The following is a 13799-nucleotide window of genomic DNA, read 5'->3' as shown; positions in this document are numbered from 1 at the left end:
TCAGTCACCCAGATATTGAATGGTGATGTGGTATTTAAAGACGTGCTGCGCAATGCTGATCGGCTCGCGCTTACCGTTGCGTTGCAGGTAGACAATCTCGGTGACCAGCTTGCCGTCAGGGTTACGCAGTTCGCGTCGGGTGTCAGTATCCTTTAGCGTCCATCCCTTCGGCAACTGCGGCTGCCAGGCGCTGAGCGGCCAGTGGCTAAGCATCACATCCGCCAGCACCTGGCTGGCGGGCGGTAGCTGGGGCATAACGACCGACTGCTCGGTATGGATCCCGGTGTTGTCATAGGTCGCGAGAAACAGGCGGATCCCCACCGACGAGAGCCCGGCAAGCGTCACTTTTTGCCCGTCAGCGTTCAGCAGAACCAGCAGCGACTGAGTCTGACCGTTAAACCGGCCGGTCAGCAGCTGCTGAGAACGGATGGCTGGCGTAATGCCCGGCGGTGGCAGCGTCACCTGCGTGCCCGGCTGAAGCCAGGCCTGCGGGCGAGTTTCTTCAGTATCGGTCGAATGGCTGCAGCCTGCCAGCAGCAGCGTCGCAGCCAGCGCGGCGACGCGGTAAAAAGCGTTCATCATGGTTTTCTCTCGTTCCTGGCTGGCATCGCCAGCGGGGCCAGCAGGAAGGCGGTGAAAATACCGCTTACCAGCACAATTCCAAAGCTGCTGATGGCCTGCGTCGCGCTGAACACCAGCATGCCCAGCGTCAGCAGCGTGGTCATCATCGCCAGGGTGATAGCCAGCATCGACGTCAGCGGCGTGCCGCGCGGGTTGCTGAAAAACAGCGTGTAGTTGATGCCAATGCCGAGCACCAGCACCAGCGCCAGCAGTGAAAACAGATTGACAGAATGCCCGGCGACGGCCAGCGCCGCCAGCCCGCAGCTGAGCGACAGTACCGACGGCACCAGGCTGATAAGCCCCTGACGCCAGCCAAGTCGGATTATGGCGCCGCAGGCAATCGCCGCCAGCGCTACGCAAAGTAGCCCCGTCAGCAGGGTGCGGTAGAGGGCAAACAGGCTGTCAAAACTGGCCTTACGATCGATCCAGACGACCCCTTCATGCTGTGCCGCCCGTTCACTTAGCGCCGTACTGTTTTTGACGCCGTCCACCGGGACGAGCACGCCGCTTTCGCCGCCCGGCAGGGTCAGCCAGAGCAGACGCCAGCCTTCGCTGGCCGGGCTGGTAAGCCAGGTGTCCACGCTGACAGGCATAGGCGTCAGATCCGGTGAGACGGTGTTCAGTCCGGCGCTGTGCAGCACGTTCATTACTGCAGGCGCAGCGTGGTGCAGCAGCGCCAGATCGCTTTTTTGACGCTTCATGGAGTTCAGCGGCAGGGTTCGCCAGCTTGCCAGTTCACCCGCTTTTTGCGCCTGCGCCAGCGCAGGGGTAAAGGCCTCCAGCCGCTCCAGCGTCTGCTGGGCTGACGTGCCGTAAACCACAAACCATTTCTGATCGACGCGCTGGCCGGTCAGGGCGGTAATGGTCTTCTCCTGCGCCAGAATCGTTTTCGGCAGCGCCTGCAGCTGGGCGATATCGTCGTCCACCTTCAGGGTGGCAATACCTGCGGCGGAAAGGAGTGCCAGCGTGACGGGCAGGCCAACCGCGAGTGTTTTATTACGTCGCCAGGCGGTCAGCCAGCGCGACATCGCTCTGCTGGCCGGAACCGGGCGTACCGGCAATCCACGGCACAGCCAGGGGTGCCAGAATATCACCGTCAGGCACGAGGCGCTCAGCCCCACGGCGGCAAACAGCGCCATCTGGCGGATCCCGGGGAAGGGGGCCAGCATCATAATCAGGTACGCCACGACGGTCGTCAGAAGCGCCAGCAGCAGGGCATTACGCACTTTATCCAGACTTTGCCACGGCGAGTTTTCGCCACCGTGCACCAGCCGTTCGGTCAGGTAGTAGAGGGTGTAATCGGCCGAAATACCGATGATGCTCATGCTCATCACCAGCGTCATCAGATGCAGCTCGCCAAAGAACAGCAGGGTGGCGACCGTGCCCGCCAGCGCGCCGATGCCAATGGAGATCGCGCACAGCAGCAGCGGACGCAGGGAGCGGAATGTTGCCACAATCAGCAGGAGTACACCCAGAAGTGTGGCGACACCCAGCGTGGAGATATCCCGTTTGGCCTGCTGGCTGGCGTAATCGCTGTAAAACACCGTGCCGCGAGACAGCAGTTGCGCCTGTGGGTAATGCGTTTTCAGCGTCGCCTGCAGCGCGTTCAGGGTGGTCACCAGCCGGTGGGTTTGCTGCATATCAAAAGAGGAACCGGCCAGCTCGCCGTGCAGCAGATACCAGTAGTTTCCGGCGTCATCCTGCGTCACCAGCCAGCCGTCCATCAGCCGCAGCTTCTGGCCGTTTTGCGCCAGCGCGAGCTGCGCGCCGCGCGTCAGCATTAGCGGATCGTTTTGCAGCTCCTTGCCGCTCACGCCGGAAAAGGCCGAGTAAAGCTGAGATAAAACCCACTGCGCCTGCGCTTCTCCGCCGTTTTGCAGGCGGGCGTGGGTGGCGGGGTCAATCATCCCGTTGCGGTGCTGCCAGAAAAACTCGCCCCAGGCTTGTTGCCCGGGGGCGTCCATGGGCCCTTTGACCTCGCTCAGTGCTCCGCTGCGTTGCAGCAGCGTCAGCCACTGCTGCGCCACGCGCGGATCGGGTTTTTTGCCGGGGCTGACCAGCCAGACCAGCTGACGGTCGAGCCGCTGCATAAAGCCGTCGTTGAGCGCCGGAGGGATCGCCCCCAGCGTCTGTGTCGGCAACATGGCCAGCACGCTGCTGTTCAGGCGCGCGCCGGGCAGCAGCGATACCAGCAGGCCCAGCATAATCAGGCATCCCGCGGCCCACAGCAGCGCCGGGCGCAGCGATTTACGGTGCGGCAAAGCGTTGGCGTTCGTCATCGGTCAGGCTGGCGGGTGTCAGTCGGTGACTGGAGAGGGTGATATCCGTACGGTCGCCCTGTTTGTCGTTAAGACGAATAGACTCCAGAAAGGTCGCACCGCCCAAATCGAGGGTGGCGAAAATGGTGTTCAGCGGCGTCGTGGTGGGCGTGAGCACCAGCGACCAGCGGCCTTCCCCCAGGTCTTGAAAATCGATGCGGAAATTCTCTTCCAGCACCTTGCGGTCGGCCTGGAACAACGCCCGCAGCAGGTGGTTGAACTGGAACATCTGCGGATTATTGTCGGCGGTAATGGTCTGCGGCGGCTGGCCGTTGATGGTCTGCACCATCCGTTTGTCATCCAGCAGCAGCGTCATGGGGAACGGGGCTTTTTGATCCCACAGCAGGCCGCTGTCACGGGCGATCACCATCTCGCCCTGCGAACGCAGCGGCTGCGGCATGTCTTTGATCGTACGAACCTGCTCGAAGTGAGCGCGCACCACGGGCTGTTGCGTAAACCGCTGCTGCAGTTCATCCAGCGTCACGGCGCTGACCAGCGGGCTAAACATCAGTGCCAGCAAAGGCAACCATTTCATGGCGTGACTCCCATACGTTCAAACAAGATCCCCGGGCTGACAAAGCACATTTCGCGGGTGGCTTCGTCGACCGCCACCTGGATGGTGTAACCGGTGGTGGTGCGTTTACCAGTCTGCGCGTCGAAGATTTGATAGGCAATGCGCAGACGGTTTTCATACTCTTCGATCTGCGCCCGGACACGGATGCGTTGTTCAAAGGTCACCGCATCGCGGTATTTCACCCGCGTATCGACCACCGGCCAGACATAGCCGGAGGCTTTCATCTGGCGATAGCCGTAGTCGAACTGATTGAGCAGCGCTTCGCGGGCTATTTCAAAGTAGCGGAAATAGTTGCCGTGCCAGACCACGCCCATCATGTCGACGTCGTGGAACGGGACGGTGATTTCAACTTCCGTCGTAAAGCGGGGATCGGTCAGCACCCTTTACTCCTTCTCGCTGATTTCGGGCAGTTGCCAGAAATCGAAAAAATTAAACCAGTCGAGCGGTGACAGTAAGGCGTAATGTTCCAGCCGCTGCGCGTAGCGATCGACGGTATGTTGCAGCGCCTGCTGACGTTCACCGCGCGGCAGCAGCAGCGGGTCGGCGAACGGTTCGCAGTGCAGGGTCAGCGTCCCCTGCTGGCTGAGGGCAAAAATCAGCACCACCGGACAGCGCAGAATGGAGGCCAGGATAAACGGCCCCTGCGGGAACGGCGCGGGCTGGCCCATAAACGCGCTCCAGATCACGCGCCAGCTGCCGCCGCGCTGCGGTGTGACGGCGATACGATCGCCCACGATGGCCACCCATTCGCCGCGATCCAGCTTTTCTTTGATCAGGATAGCGGTCTCCGGGCCGATGTCAGTGACGGGCATCAGGTGAATGCCCGCCTGCGGAGCCATCTCTTCCATAATCTGCTTAAAGCGTTGGGCGTTATCGCTAAAGACCAGGGCGTTGATGGTTTTCCCCCCTTCACGCTGTGCCAGCGCCCGGCAGGCTTCCACGTCGCCAAGATGCGAGGCCAGCAGCAGTTTACCCTGTGGATCGTCCAGCCCCAGCGCCTCGCGGGCACCCGGTGCAAACACCAGATCGCGATGCAGCTTCATCTCGCCGCGCCAGCTGGCCACCTTGTTCAGCATGGCATGACCAAAACGCAGGAAGTGAAAAAAGCTGTTCAGCCGGGGGGGCGGTGGGATCTGTCGCTGTGCCATGACCTCTTTAACCCGCCTCAGCCATTGCCGCGACGCCTGACGCGCCGAACGGGCGGTAAGCCAGTAAACGGCGGTGACCGGCCACAGCAGGAGGGTGAAGGCCTTGCGCCCAAGCAGTTGCCAGACGCGTAACATCAGGCGCATTCCCCATAGCCCTTTGACCTCCTGCTGTTGCGCCCAGTGCTGCGGGCGACGGCGCATCAGCAGGGAAGGGATGCGCGGCAGCATCCCCAGGAACAGACGGGTATGCATCAGCGAGATGCGCACGTTGTCTTTTAGCGCATCGAAGTGGGATACACCGTCTGCCGGGTAGGTGACGCGGGTGGGCAGAAAATAGCTGGGCGTGCCCTGCCAGTAGAGGCGGACCATCACTTCAGTATCAAAGTCCATGCGCTTGCCGAGCGGGGTACGTGCGGCAAGCTGCATCACCGGCGTGATCGGATAGACCCGAAAGCCGCACATGCTGTCTTTAAGCTGCAGGGACAACGTTTCAATCCATACCCAGACGTGCGTTATCCAGCGTCCGTAAAGGCGCGAACGGGGTATGGAGTCATCGTAAACGGGCTGACCGGAAATCAGCGCCTCGGGGTGACGTTGCGCTAGCGCCAGAAAGCGGGGGAGATCTTCAATGGTGTGCTGGCCGTCGGCATCCACCTGGATTGCATGAGTGAAGCCGCGCTCTGCGCAGGCTTTCAGCCCCGCCATTACCGCCGCGCCTTTGCCGCTGTTTTTCGCCAGACGCAGCAGCGTAACCTGCGGATGCTGCTCCGCTAAGTGCGCCAGGGTGTGGCGCGTGCTCTCTTCGCTGCCATCGTCAACCACCAGGCACGGGAGGTCAAACGGTGCCAGACGTGCGAGCACCTCGGCCATCATCGCACCGTGGTTGTAGCAGGGGATCAACACGCAGGGGCGGAACGTTACTGACATAGGCGAATCTTCCCGCTGCTGGCGGTATGGCGTTCACTGCCCGCATGGCGCTGGTAGCTGAAGCTGAGCATCTGACGGGCAGGGTGCCAGTCAAGGATCAGCGTCACCGTGTTGTCCGGCAACAGCGGGGCCGCAAACTTCACATTCTGAATGCTGTGAAAACGGTAGCCCGGTGCCATCAGGGTGGTAGCGTAATGCATCACCCAGTCGAGTTGTGCAACGCCAGGGAGCAGGGGCTGGACAGCAAAATGCCCCTTAAACCAGAGCAGGTCAGGATCAAGATAAAGCGTTATCTCCAGATGCTCCGGATGAGTCTGGTGGCGTTCGATTTCATGAATCTTCATGAAATAACTCCTGTAGCTGTGCAGTCACACGCTTGTTCATGCTGTTGACCGGGATTTCATCGACAATGCGCCAGTAGCGGGGCACGGCAACCGGTTCAAGGCAGGGGCGAAGGGCGCGACGCCACGCGGATTCCTGGGCATTTTTACCCCCGTTGTCTCTGTGCAAGCGCGCCGCGTCACTGAGTACCAGCAGCACGCCAATGGCCTGACGACCACGGCGAGTGACCGCCAGCGCGGCGGCGTCGCAGATGCCGTCCAGCGCCAGTAACCGCTGCTCAATCTCATCGAGCGAAATGCGTTTGTCTTCAATTTTGACCACCCGGCCACGGCGTCCGATGATGTTGAACTGCCCGTCAGCCGCGAAATGCAGGATATCATCCAGCACGACTCCTTCAGCCTCGCGGATCAGTGGCGATGTCACCCGATCGCCGTGGAACGTTACGCCGGGAAACGGCTGCCAGAGCGTTGTCTCATCCAGACGGTGACGCCAGGCCATAACGCCCGTTTCGGTGCTGCCGTAAATTTCATCAGGCCAGACGTTCAGCCAGTCATGACAAGGGATGATGTCGCGCCAGGGCAGTTCGCCCCCGGCTGAGAGCAGCAGGGCAACCGGAGGCGGCACAAGCGAGGTGTCGAGCCGCTTGAGGAATGCCGGGCTGCTGATAAAGAGATACCGTTTGTCCTGCGGCAGCGCTGACAGCTGTTCTGCATACTGCAGCAGGGAGGCGTGCAGCGGCAGGCCAAGCGCCATGGGTAACACAACACGAAACGTCAGGCCATACAGATGATGCAACACCACGGAGGCCACGACGTGACAGCCTGTCAGCCGTTCGCCAAACCGATCGGCGAGCAGACGGGCTTCCCGATCCAGGCCGATCACCGGCTTAATCACCCGCTGCGGCGTGCCGGTGGAGCCAGAGGTAAAGAGCTCGATAACGCGCGTCTCGTCAATGGCAGGCAAGGGGGAAAAGGGGGTGTTTGTCGGCGCAGTGGCGGTGACCAACCGCAGTCGCCCTGAAAACTCGAGCGTGGTGTCGCTCAGGACGCCGCTGAACATGGCCCGCTGTTCGTTAAGCTGCGCCCCCCGGCTGTGCCCGGGGAGCACGGGGGTTTTCCCCGCATGAAGCGTCGCCAGCAGGGCGACGATAAAAAGATAACCGTTTTCAAAACAGAGCGCCCAGCGCTCGCCCTCTTCCTGACGCAGCGCGTCGACCAGCTGCGTAACATCGTGGCGCAGATCGCCCAGCGTCCAGATACGATCGTCAAGCCAGGCGACAGGCGTCTCATCAGGACGCGGGGCATTTAGCCACTGGCTCAGAGGAAGCGGTTTATCCATCGTTTTTTATTACCCGTTGTCGCACCAGCCATTCACCCGCCATTAACGTTCCCATCAGGATGTAGGAAAGCATCCCGTTCCACAGCGTCCACAGGCGCAGGTCGGCGTACAGCACGGTAAACAGCGCGACTGCGCCATTGCCGATAAAAAAGCCGCACCAGACTTTCGTCACTTTACGCGTGTAACGAACCCCGGCAGGAGACAGCTGGGGCTCCCGTATCCGCGCCAGCCGTTCCACCATCGGCATGGACGTCCACAGCGAGCCCCCAAAGACCACCAGCATCACCAGATTAACGACCACCGGATAAAACAGCACCCACAGGTGAGCGTGGAAAAGGCTCGCCACGCACAGCACTGCCCCGGCCAGCGTCACGCTCAGGAAAACGTAGCGCAAGGGGCCGCGCTGCTGGCGCGTCTGCCAGACACGCAGCAGCAACACCAGCGCCATCAGGGGCAATATCCATTGCAAATGGTGGCTTGCAAGGCCATAGCCAATCAAAAACGGCCAGGCCAGCAGCATCAGACCCGTCAGTATCGGGATGAGCGGAATGGTAGGCACGTCAGGCGTCGCGCTGGAGTTGTTCCACAACGTCGACGATGTCCTGAACGGTACGCACCGCTTTGAAGGTTTCAGGCTTAATTTTATGCCCCGTCTTCTTCTGCAGGTTAACCACCATATCTACGGCATCAATGCTGTCGAGATCCAGGTCTTCGTAAAGCCGGGCCTGCGGCGTAATGAGCTCAGGGTCGAGTTCAAAAAGTTTAATAAGAAGCGCAGAGACTTCCTGATAAAGGGTTTCTTGTTCTGTCATAGCGGGTCATTCTCAGGCGCGTTGTTGATGAATAAAAGCGGCGAGCGTGGCAACGGAATAGAAGTGCTGGCGCATCTCGTCGCTCTCGGCAGAAAGCACTACGCCGTACTGATTTTTCACAGCCAGCCCCAGCTCCAGGGCATCAATAGAGTCCAGACCCAGTCCGTCACCAAACAGCGGAGCGTCGGTGTCGATATCCTCTGGGGTAAGTTCTTCCAGATTCAGCGTAGAGATAATGAGATTCTTAATTTCAAGATAGAGCGCTTGCATCTTTCATTCCTGACAAAGATTGAAGACCGGATGTTAATTGCTGCTGCATATGCCGGTTTAACTGCCTTGCCGCCAGCGCAGGTTCGTGCTGGCTCGCATCGTAAAAATCATGAATGTTGATGCGTTCGCGAACATCCACGGTAAAAATGGGTTTTTTGGGCGGCACATTGTACCAGCGACTCTGTTTATCCAGCATGCGTTCGCTACAGTGGATCACCACCACGCGCAGAGAGCTGTTGCAACGAACGGCAATATTCGCCGCTCCCCGCTGCAGGGTAATGGCTTCGCCCACGCGGGTGCGGGTGCCTTCCGGGAAAATCAGCAGGGTGTCGCCCTGCGCCAGACGCTGCTGGCTGGCACGAAGCAGCGTTTCTGCTTCGCTGTTGATCAGGTAATCGGCTGCACGGATCACGCCGCTGACAAAGGGGTTACGCAGCAGCGCGCTTTTCACCAGACAGTCGGTTTCGTTCATCACCGAGGCGAGGATCACATAGTCCAGCAGCGAAGGATGGTTGGCTATCACCAGGCAGCCGCGCTCGGCGCGCAGAACGTCCAGATTGTTAAAGCGGTAGTCCAGCACGCCGGTTCCGCGAACGACCGCCAGGAACAGCCGAAAACTGGCGGAGATGCTGCGTCGCGCCAGTCGGCGGCGTGCCGTGCGATCGCGCTGAAAAATCAGCAGCAGGTTAAACCAGACCAGCGACAGCAGTAGTCCGCCAAGGCCAAACAGGGCGAAGCAAAACCCGGTCATCAGCATGCGCCATAACCGATCGAGGCGGGAGAGGATCTGGCTCATTGGCGCGTCCACTGCCACTGCAAACGCTCGCCCGCCAGGGCAAATTGCCGCGCGTCGCTCAGGTAATGTCGCAGGAACTGAAGGCTTTGCGGCAGCGCGGGCTCTTCCCATGTGCTTTCGCGATGGGTTTCACAGCAGAGCGCGTCCCCGGCTTCAATCACCAGCGCAAGGGCGTAAGGCCAGACGGGCATCTGCGGCGGGAGCCCGGCGTGATAAAACTCGGGCAGGACGCCGTCAAAATCCACCAGCAAAACGCGGGAGTAGCCCGCGTGAAGCAGACTCAACACTTCGCACAAACTTTGCTGGAAGGTGTCCATCCCGGCGGAGACCGAGGATGAGACAATCGGCTGACCTGCGGTGATCGTAAGATTGCCGACCGCGGCGTTATGAACAGACATTGCAAAATCGGTGGGGGAGACGGGTTGCTCCGTCGCCAGCGCTTGCAGAATACGGTAGTTGCGTTCCAGCTCGCCATGGCGGCTGCTGTAGACCACGGCATCGATACGATGTTTGCGCAGCATCGCAAGGCCAATATCCACCGCCAGCTTACTGCCCGAATTGAGGCGGCGGGCGGTCATCATCGGCAGATCGGTCAGTTTTGCAAGCGGCGCGGCGGGATCGATGGCGTCAGACTGGCGCGACCATGCCTGCCATGCGTCGGCATCGCTGAGTCCTGGCGCTCTGGCCTGCCAGTCGATAATGGTGAGAGTAAATTTCATCTACGCGCGTCCGCGATAAACCTGTTTCTGTGATTTTTACTTCGCAAGCGCGATGTTACAGCGTACATCGTACAGTGTTGTCGCAGGCTTGCGAATAACGTTTCTCCTAAAAATTTCCCGTAGCGTCATGTTCCGTCTCACCCCAGACGATTAACCGGGAAGCCGACTCTTGGGTCGGCCCGGCCCCAGCAGTATCGCCAGTTTGCTGCCGCCTTTGGTGGTCTCCATCCAGATTTTACAGACGCTTGTGAGCGGTACCGACAGCAGCATCCCAACCGGGCCCAGCAGCCATCCCCAAATCAGTAAGGATAAGAACACCACCAGCGTCGACATGCCCAGCCGGTGGCCCATCATCCGTGGTTCAAGAATATTCCCCAGCACCATATGCACCACGAGGAACAGCGCCCCCACCAGCATGCACTCATAGAAGCCATTAAACAGAAACGCCTGAATCATGGGCGGCACGGCGGAGAGTACCGCGCCAATGTTGGGCACGTAGTTCAGCAAAAACGCCAGCACTCCCCACATCAGCGCGAACTGCACGCCCATCAGCATCAGCCCCAGCCAGACAATCACGCCGGTCCAGACGCTCAACAGGGTTTTTAAGGCCAGATATTTGGAGACGCCCTTTAACGCGCGGTGTAAACCGGCGATGTGAATTTGCGGATTATTCAGCGCAAAGCGCAGCTTATAGGGCACGTGGCGCACTTCGAACAGCATAAACACCACCGTCATGACCAACAACAAAATGCTGGCCATAGCGCCGGACAGGCCGGTCATCAGCGTGGTGGCGTAGGTCATGATTTTTTCGGAATCCATCCGGCGCAACATCCGTTCCGGCGAAATATGCAGGTTCAGAAACGGCATCATCTCCTGAAGCGCCACGATCTTGCGCGTCAGCTCTTTGTTGTATTGCGGCAGCATCGTGGAGAATTCGCTCAGCGAGGCGGCCAGCACGCCGAAAAGGGCGGTGAGGGCAATCAGCATCACGATAACCACAATGGTTATGGCCACCGGGCGGCTGATACCCCGGCGCAAAAACCAGGTCACCAGCGGGTTAAGCACAATGGCAAAAAAGAGCGCCAGCAGAAGCTGGACAATAATATCGGCGGCAGCATGGATACCGGCGAGGATCACCACCAGAGAGGCGAGTTTTAACAGGATGTGGAGTCCTGCTTTGTCGGGCGGGTTAGGGGTCATTCGTGTTCCTTAATGTGATTGCCCGTTAAGTGTAGTGCGCGGGTTTCGCTTCGTCTGGCACCGTTAATCTGAAAGTCGCTGCTGATTTTCTGCTGGCGTCGTGGTAATAGTGAAACACTGTTGCAAAAATCCAGGTAAAACCTCATGCCCGAACCCGCCGCCGAACCGGCATTAAGCGGATTACGCCTTAATCTGCGCATTGTCTCCGTTGTGATTTTTAACTTTGCCAGTTATCTGACGATTGGCCTGCCGCTGGCGGTGTTGCCGGGCTACGTGCATGACGTGATGGGGTTTAGCGCATTCTGGGCGGGGCTGGTGATTAGCCTGCAGTACTTCGCTACGCTGTTGAGTCGCCCGCATGCGGGTCGCTACGCGGATCTGTTCGGGCCGAAGAGCATTGTGATCACAGGATTATGCGGCTGTTTTCTCAGTGGCCTGAGTTACCTGCTGGCGGCAACGACCAGCCACTGGCCGTTGGTCAGCCTGGTGCTGCTGTGCCTGGGCCGGGTGATCCTCGGTATTGGGCAAAGCCTGGCAGGAACCGGCTCGACGCTGTGGGGCGTAGGCGTGGTCGGGGCACCGCACATTGGCCGGGTCATCTCCTGGAACGGCATTGTCACCTACGGGGCAATGGCGCTTGGCGCCCCGCTTGGGGTGATGTGCTATGCGTATGGCGGACTGTACGGGCTGGCGGGCACCATTATGGTGGTCGCGCTGGTGGCGATCCTGTTTGCCCTGCCGCGCCCGAAAGTGAAGGCCAGCAAAGGTAAACCGCTGCCGTTCCGGGCAGTGCTGGGGCGCGTCTGGCCGTATGGTATGGCACTGGCGCTGGCAACTACCGGCTTTGGGGTGATCGCCACCTTTATCACGCTGTTTTATGACGCCAAAGGCTGGGATGGGGCGGCCTTTGCGTTAACCCTGTTCAGCTGTGCGTTTGTGGGTGCCCGTTTGCTCTTCCCGAACGGTATTAACCGCCTGGGCGGGCTGAATGTGGCGATGATCTGCTTTGCGGTTGAGATTGTCGGGCTGCTGCTGACCGGTATAGCGACCGCGCCGTGGATGGCAAAAGTTGGCGTGTTCTTCGCCGGAGCCGGTTTTTCGCTGGTCTTCCCGGCGCTGGGTGTGGTGGCGGTGAAAGCCGTGCCGCCGCAGAATCAGGGGGCGGCGCTGGCAACCTACACGGTGTTTATGGATATGTCGTTGGGCATTACCGGGCCGCTGGCAGGGCTGATCATGGCCTGGGCAGGTGTGCCGGTTATCTATCTTGCGGCTGCGGGTCTGGTGGTGATGGCCCTGATGCTCACGTGGCGGCTAAAAAAATGGCCCCCGGTGCAGGCACCGGAGGCCACGTCATCATCCTGACGCGTTACTGAATCACGATGGTGTTGATGATGTTTTCAGCGGCAGTCTGCGCTTTCTGCTGATCTTCCGCTGGCAGGGTGATCTGCAGGGTCAGCAGTTTGTTATCAACCTTACCCAGCACTACGGAAGAGTAAGCTGTCTGACCTTTTGCAGAGATAATGCTGTCCAGCTGCTGCAGCGTGTGGCCTTTCAGTTCGATGGACTTGTTCGTCACCACCTGCAGCTGCGGGTCGCGGCTGCGCTGCTGATCTTCCAGACGTTTGGACAGCACGGCCAGGTCTTCGCTGGTATCGTCGCCCACAATCACAATCACCGCTTTCTGCCCGGTTGCATCGGAATAGACGTGCATGTTGTTCGCCTGGGTACCCAGCTTGCCGCTCTGGTCAGTCATATCCGCTGGCAGAGAGAAGCTGAGTTTACCGTCCAGCAGGTTCACCGGCTGGCCGGTTGCGTTGCTCTCTGCAGACGCGCCCTGAGCAGGCGTTTTCGTGTCGCTGTTATCACAGGCTGCAAGGCCGACAACCAGCAGGCCAATCCCGACATATTTAACCAGATTGCGCATTGACTTCTTCCTTTCGATAAACGGCCATAACGGCTCATTTGTCCATCTTATCACAACTGATAAAGCGAACCCTTAACCAGCCTGCAATGCTGTGATTTCAGATTTATCTGCCAGTCTTTTCAGCAGCATATTCAGCAGCACGCCGTACATCGGCAGGAAGAAGACAATGCTGATAAGCACCTTGAAGCAGTAGTCCACCAGCGCAATTTCCATCCAGTGTTCGGCCATAAACGCATCCGGGCTGTGCCAGAAGGCAATGAAGAAGAAGGCCAGCGTATCGCTGACGTTGCCGAACAGCGTCGAGGCGGTGGGGGCCATCCACCAGCGGTGATTCTGACGCAGGCGGTTAAATACGTGCACGTCGAGGATCTGCCCCAGCGCATAGGCCATAAAGCTTGCAGTAGCGATTCGGGCAACAAACAGGTTGAAGTGGGTTAACGCCTCAAAGCCCTGCCAGCTCCCCATGTAAAACAGGGAGGAAATAACGTACGACACGAACAGCGCCGGCAGCATGACCGCAAAAATAATGCGGCGAGCCAGCGGTGCGCCAAAAATACGCACGGTCAGATCGGTGGCGAGAAAAATAAACGGGAAGCTGAACGCGCCCCAGGTGGTATGGAAACCAAAGATGGCAATCGGCAGCTGCACCAGATAGTTACTGGAGGTGATCACCAGCAGATGAAAAAGCGAAAGCCAGAACAACGCTTTTACGCGCTGCGATTCAGAAAACGGCGTCATATTGTGACCTTTTTATACGTTGGGGTGAGGGAACCCAATAAAAACCGCAGCATGATACTGCTTTGGCAGGAC

At 59.3% G+C, this 13799-nt stretch carries 15 protein-coding genes and 1 pseudogene; 1 reads left to right on the top strand and 15 read right to left on the bottom strand.

Going from position 1 to position 13799, the window contains the following annotated elements:
- The 13 genes from ACOTX3_RS11045 to ACOTX3_RS10985 all read right to left on the bottom strand — a co-directional run bounded on the left by ACOTX3_RS11045 (window position 1) and on the right by ACOTX3_RS10985 (window position 11065).
- Window positions 1–579, bottom strand: a complete 579-nt coding sequence (locus ACOTX3_RS11045) for a DUF3261 domain-containing protein (protein ID WP_032618696.1) — start codon at window positions 577–579, stop codon at window positions 1–3.
- Window positions 579–2900 (bottom strand): MMPL family transporter, encoded by a 2322-nt coding sequence (locus ACOTX3_RS11040; protein ID WP_127869087.1) that lies wholly within the window; start codon window positions 2898–2900, stop codon window positions 579–581. The genes ACOTX3_RS11045 and ACOTX3_RS11040 overlap by 1 nt, the downstream gene beginning before the upstream one ends.
- A complete protein-coding gene (locus ACOTX3_RS11035; RefSeq protein WP_020687731.1) occupies window positions 2869–3474 on the bottom strand; it encodes a LolA family protein in 606 nt (201 codons plus the stop codon). Before ACOTX3_RS11035 ends, ACOTX3_RS11040 begins: the two co-directional genes overlap by 32 nt.
- Window positions 3471–3893 carry an acyl-CoA thioesterase gene (locus ACOTX3_RS11030; protein WP_023620066.1) on the bottom strand — a complete coding sequence of 141 codons (423 nt, stop codon included), beginning with the start codon at window positions 3891–3893 and terminating at the stop codon, window positions 3471–3473. Before ACOTX3_RS11030 ends, ACOTX3_RS11035 begins: the two co-directional genes overlap by 4 nt.
- Window positions 3894–3896: 3 nt before the next feature.
- The gene (locus ACOTX3_RS11025; RefSeq protein ID WP_058678233.1) at window positions 3897–5588 is read right to left on the bottom strand and encodes a glycosyltransferase family 2 protein; all 1692 of its coding nucleotides are present in this window, start codon (window positions 5586–5588) and stop codon (window positions 3897–3899) included.
- Window positions 5579–5932 (bottom strand): hydroxymyristoyl-ACP dehydratase, encoded by a 354-nt coding sequence (locus tag ACOTX3_RS11020; protein WP_013099160.1) that lies wholly within the window; start codon window positions 5930–5932, stop codon window positions 5579–5581. The genes ACOTX3_RS11025 and ACOTX3_RS11020 overlap by 10 nt, the downstream gene beginning before the upstream one ends.
- Window positions 5919–7268, bottom strand: coding sequence for an AMP-binding protein (locus ACOTX3_RS11015; protein ID WP_058678232.1), 1350 nt, complete (start codon window positions 7266–7268; stop codon window positions 5919–5921). The genes ACOTX3_RS11020 and ACOTX3_RS11015 overlap by 14 nt, the downstream gene beginning before the upstream one ends.
- Window positions 7261–7857: a hypothetical protein gene (locus tag ACOTX3_RS11010; protein ID WP_421631610.1), complete on the bottom strand. Its 597-nt coding sequence runs from the start codon at window positions 7855–7857 to the stop codon at window positions 7261–7263. The genes ACOTX3_RS11015 and ACOTX3_RS11010 overlap by 8 nt, the downstream gene beginning before the upstream one ends.
- Complete coding sequence (locus tag ACOTX3_RS11005; RefSeq protein ID WP_020687737.1) at window positions 7829–8080, bottom strand: acyl carrier protein; 252 nt, start codon at window positions 8078–8080, stop codon at window positions 7829–7831. The genes ACOTX3_RS11010 and ACOTX3_RS11005 overlap by 29 nt, the downstream gene beginning before the upstream one ends.
- A 12-nt stretch (window positions 8081–8092) precedes the next feature.
- On the bottom strand, window positions 8093–8350 hold the full coding sequence (locus ACOTX3_RS11000; RefSeq protein ID WP_010436544.1) for a phosphopantetheine-binding protein: 258 nt from the start codon (window positions 8348–8350) through the stop codon (window positions 8093–8095).
- Window positions 8331–9146, bottom strand: a complete 816-nt coding sequence (locus ACOTX3_RS10995) for a lysophospholipid acyltransferase family protein (RefSeq protein WP_013099156.1) — start codon at window positions 9144–9146, stop codon at window positions 8331–8333. Before ACOTX3_RS10995 ends, ACOTX3_RS11000 begins: the two co-directional genes overlap by 20 nt.
- Window positions 9143–9865 (bottom strand): beta-ketoacyl synthase chain length factor, encoded by a 723-nt coding sequence (locus ACOTX3_RS10990; RefSeq protein WP_058678231.1) that lies wholly within the window; start codon window positions 9863–9865, stop codon window positions 9143–9145. The genes ACOTX3_RS10995 and ACOTX3_RS10990 overlap by 4 nt, the downstream gene beginning before the upstream one ends.
- A gap of 150 nt (window positions 9866–10015) precedes the next feature.
- Window positions 10016–11065, bottom strand: a complete 1050-nt coding sequence (locus ACOTX3_RS10985; RefSeq protein ID WP_013099154.1) for an AI-2E family transporter — start codon at window positions 11063–11065, stop codon at window positions 10016–10018.
- 109 nt (window positions 11066–11174) lie between these two features.
- Between ACOTX3_RS10985 and ACOTX3_RS10980 the strand changes: the two are divergent.
- Window positions 11175–12427 (top strand): annotated as a pseudogene (locus ACOTX3_RS10980) (MFS transporter).
- A gap of 4 nt (window positions 12428–12431) precedes the next feature.
- On the opposite strand, the gene ACOTX3_RS10975 reads toward ACOTX3_RS10980, so the two are convergent.
- Together ACOTX3_RS10975 and ACOTX3_RS10970 are read right to left on the bottom strand one after the other, a co-directional pair.
- A complete protein-coding gene (locus ACOTX3_RS10975; protein ID WP_013099152.1) occupies window positions 12432–12989 on the bottom strand; it encodes a DcrB family lipoprotein in 558 nt (185 codons plus the stop codon).
- A gap of 72 nt (window positions 12990–13061) precedes the next feature.
- Window positions 13062–13727, bottom strand: a complete 666-nt coding sequence (locus ACOTX3_RS10970) for a 7-cyano-7-deazaguanine/7-aminomethyl-7-deazaguanine transporter (RefSeq protein WP_013099151.1) — start codon at window positions 13725–13727, stop codon at window positions 13062–13064.
- Window positions 13728–13799: the final 72 nt, after the last annotated feature.

Source organism: Enterobacter cloacae complex sp. IR5384 (genome assembly GCF_049237265.1).
Lineage (GTDB): Bacteria > Pseudomonadota > Gammaproteobacteria > Enterobacterales > Enterobacteriaceae > Enterobacter > Enterobacter cloacae.
The sequence above is the reverse complement of the archived record's forward strand: the minus strand, read 5'-3'. Positions and strand labels throughout refer to the sequence as shown.

Bases quoted from the DNA above. Each gene is read 5' to 3' on its own strand.
- ACOTX3_RS11045 (WP_032618696.1), bottom strand. From the start codon at position 579: ATGAACGCTTTTTACCGCGTCGCCGCGCTGGCTGCGACGCTGCTGCTG.
- ACOTX3_RS11040 (WP_127869087.1), bottom strand. From the start codon at position 2,900: ATGACGAACGCCAACGCTTTGCCGCACCGTAAATCGCTGCGCCCGGCG.
- ACOTX3_RS11035 (WP_020687731.1), bottom strand. From the start codon at position 3,474: ATGAAATGGTTGCCTTTGCTGGCACTGATGTTTAGCCCGCTGGTCAGC.
- ACOTX3_RS11025 (WP_058678233.1), bottom strand. From the start codon at position 5,588: ATGTCAGTAACGTTCCGCCCCTGCGTGTTGATCCCCTGCTACAACCAC.
- ACOTX3_RS11020 (WP_013099160.1), bottom strand. From the start codon at position 5,932: ATGAAGATTCATGAAATCGAACGCCACCAGACTCATCCGGAGCATCTG.
- ACOTX3_RS11015 (WP_058678232.1), bottom strand. From the start codon at position 7,268: ATGGATAAACCGCTTCCTCTGAGCCAGTGGCTAAATGCCCCGCGTCCT.
- ACOTX3_RS11005 (WP_020687737.1), bottom strand. From the start codon at position 8,080: ATGACAGAACAAGAAACCCTTTATCAGGAAGTCTCTGCGCTTCTTATT.
- ACOTX3_RS11000 (WP_010436544.1), bottom strand. From the start codon at position 8,350: ATGCAAGCGCTCTATCTTGAAATTAAGAATCTCATTATCTCTACGCTG.
- ACOTX3_RS10995 (WP_013099156.1), bottom strand. From the start codon at position 9,146: ATGAGCCAGATCCTCTCCCGCCTCGATCGGTTATGGCGCATGCTGATG.
- ACOTX3_RS10990 (WP_058678231.1), bottom strand. From the start codon at position 9,865: ATGAAATTTACTCTCACCATTATCGACTGGCAGGCCAGAGCGCCAGGA.
- ACOTX3_RS10985 (WP_013099154.1), bottom strand. From the start codon at position 11,065: ATGACCCCTAACCCGCCCGACAAAGCAGGACTCCACATCCTGTTAAAA.
- ACOTX3_RS10975 (WP_013099152.1), bottom strand. From the start codon at position 12,989: ATGCGCAATCTGGTTAAATATGTCGGGATTGGCCTGCTGGTTGTCGGC.
- ACOTX3_RS10970 (WP_013099151.1), bottom strand. From the start codon at position 13,727: ATGACGCCGTTTTCTGAATCGCAGCGCGTAAAAGCGTTGTTCTGGCTT.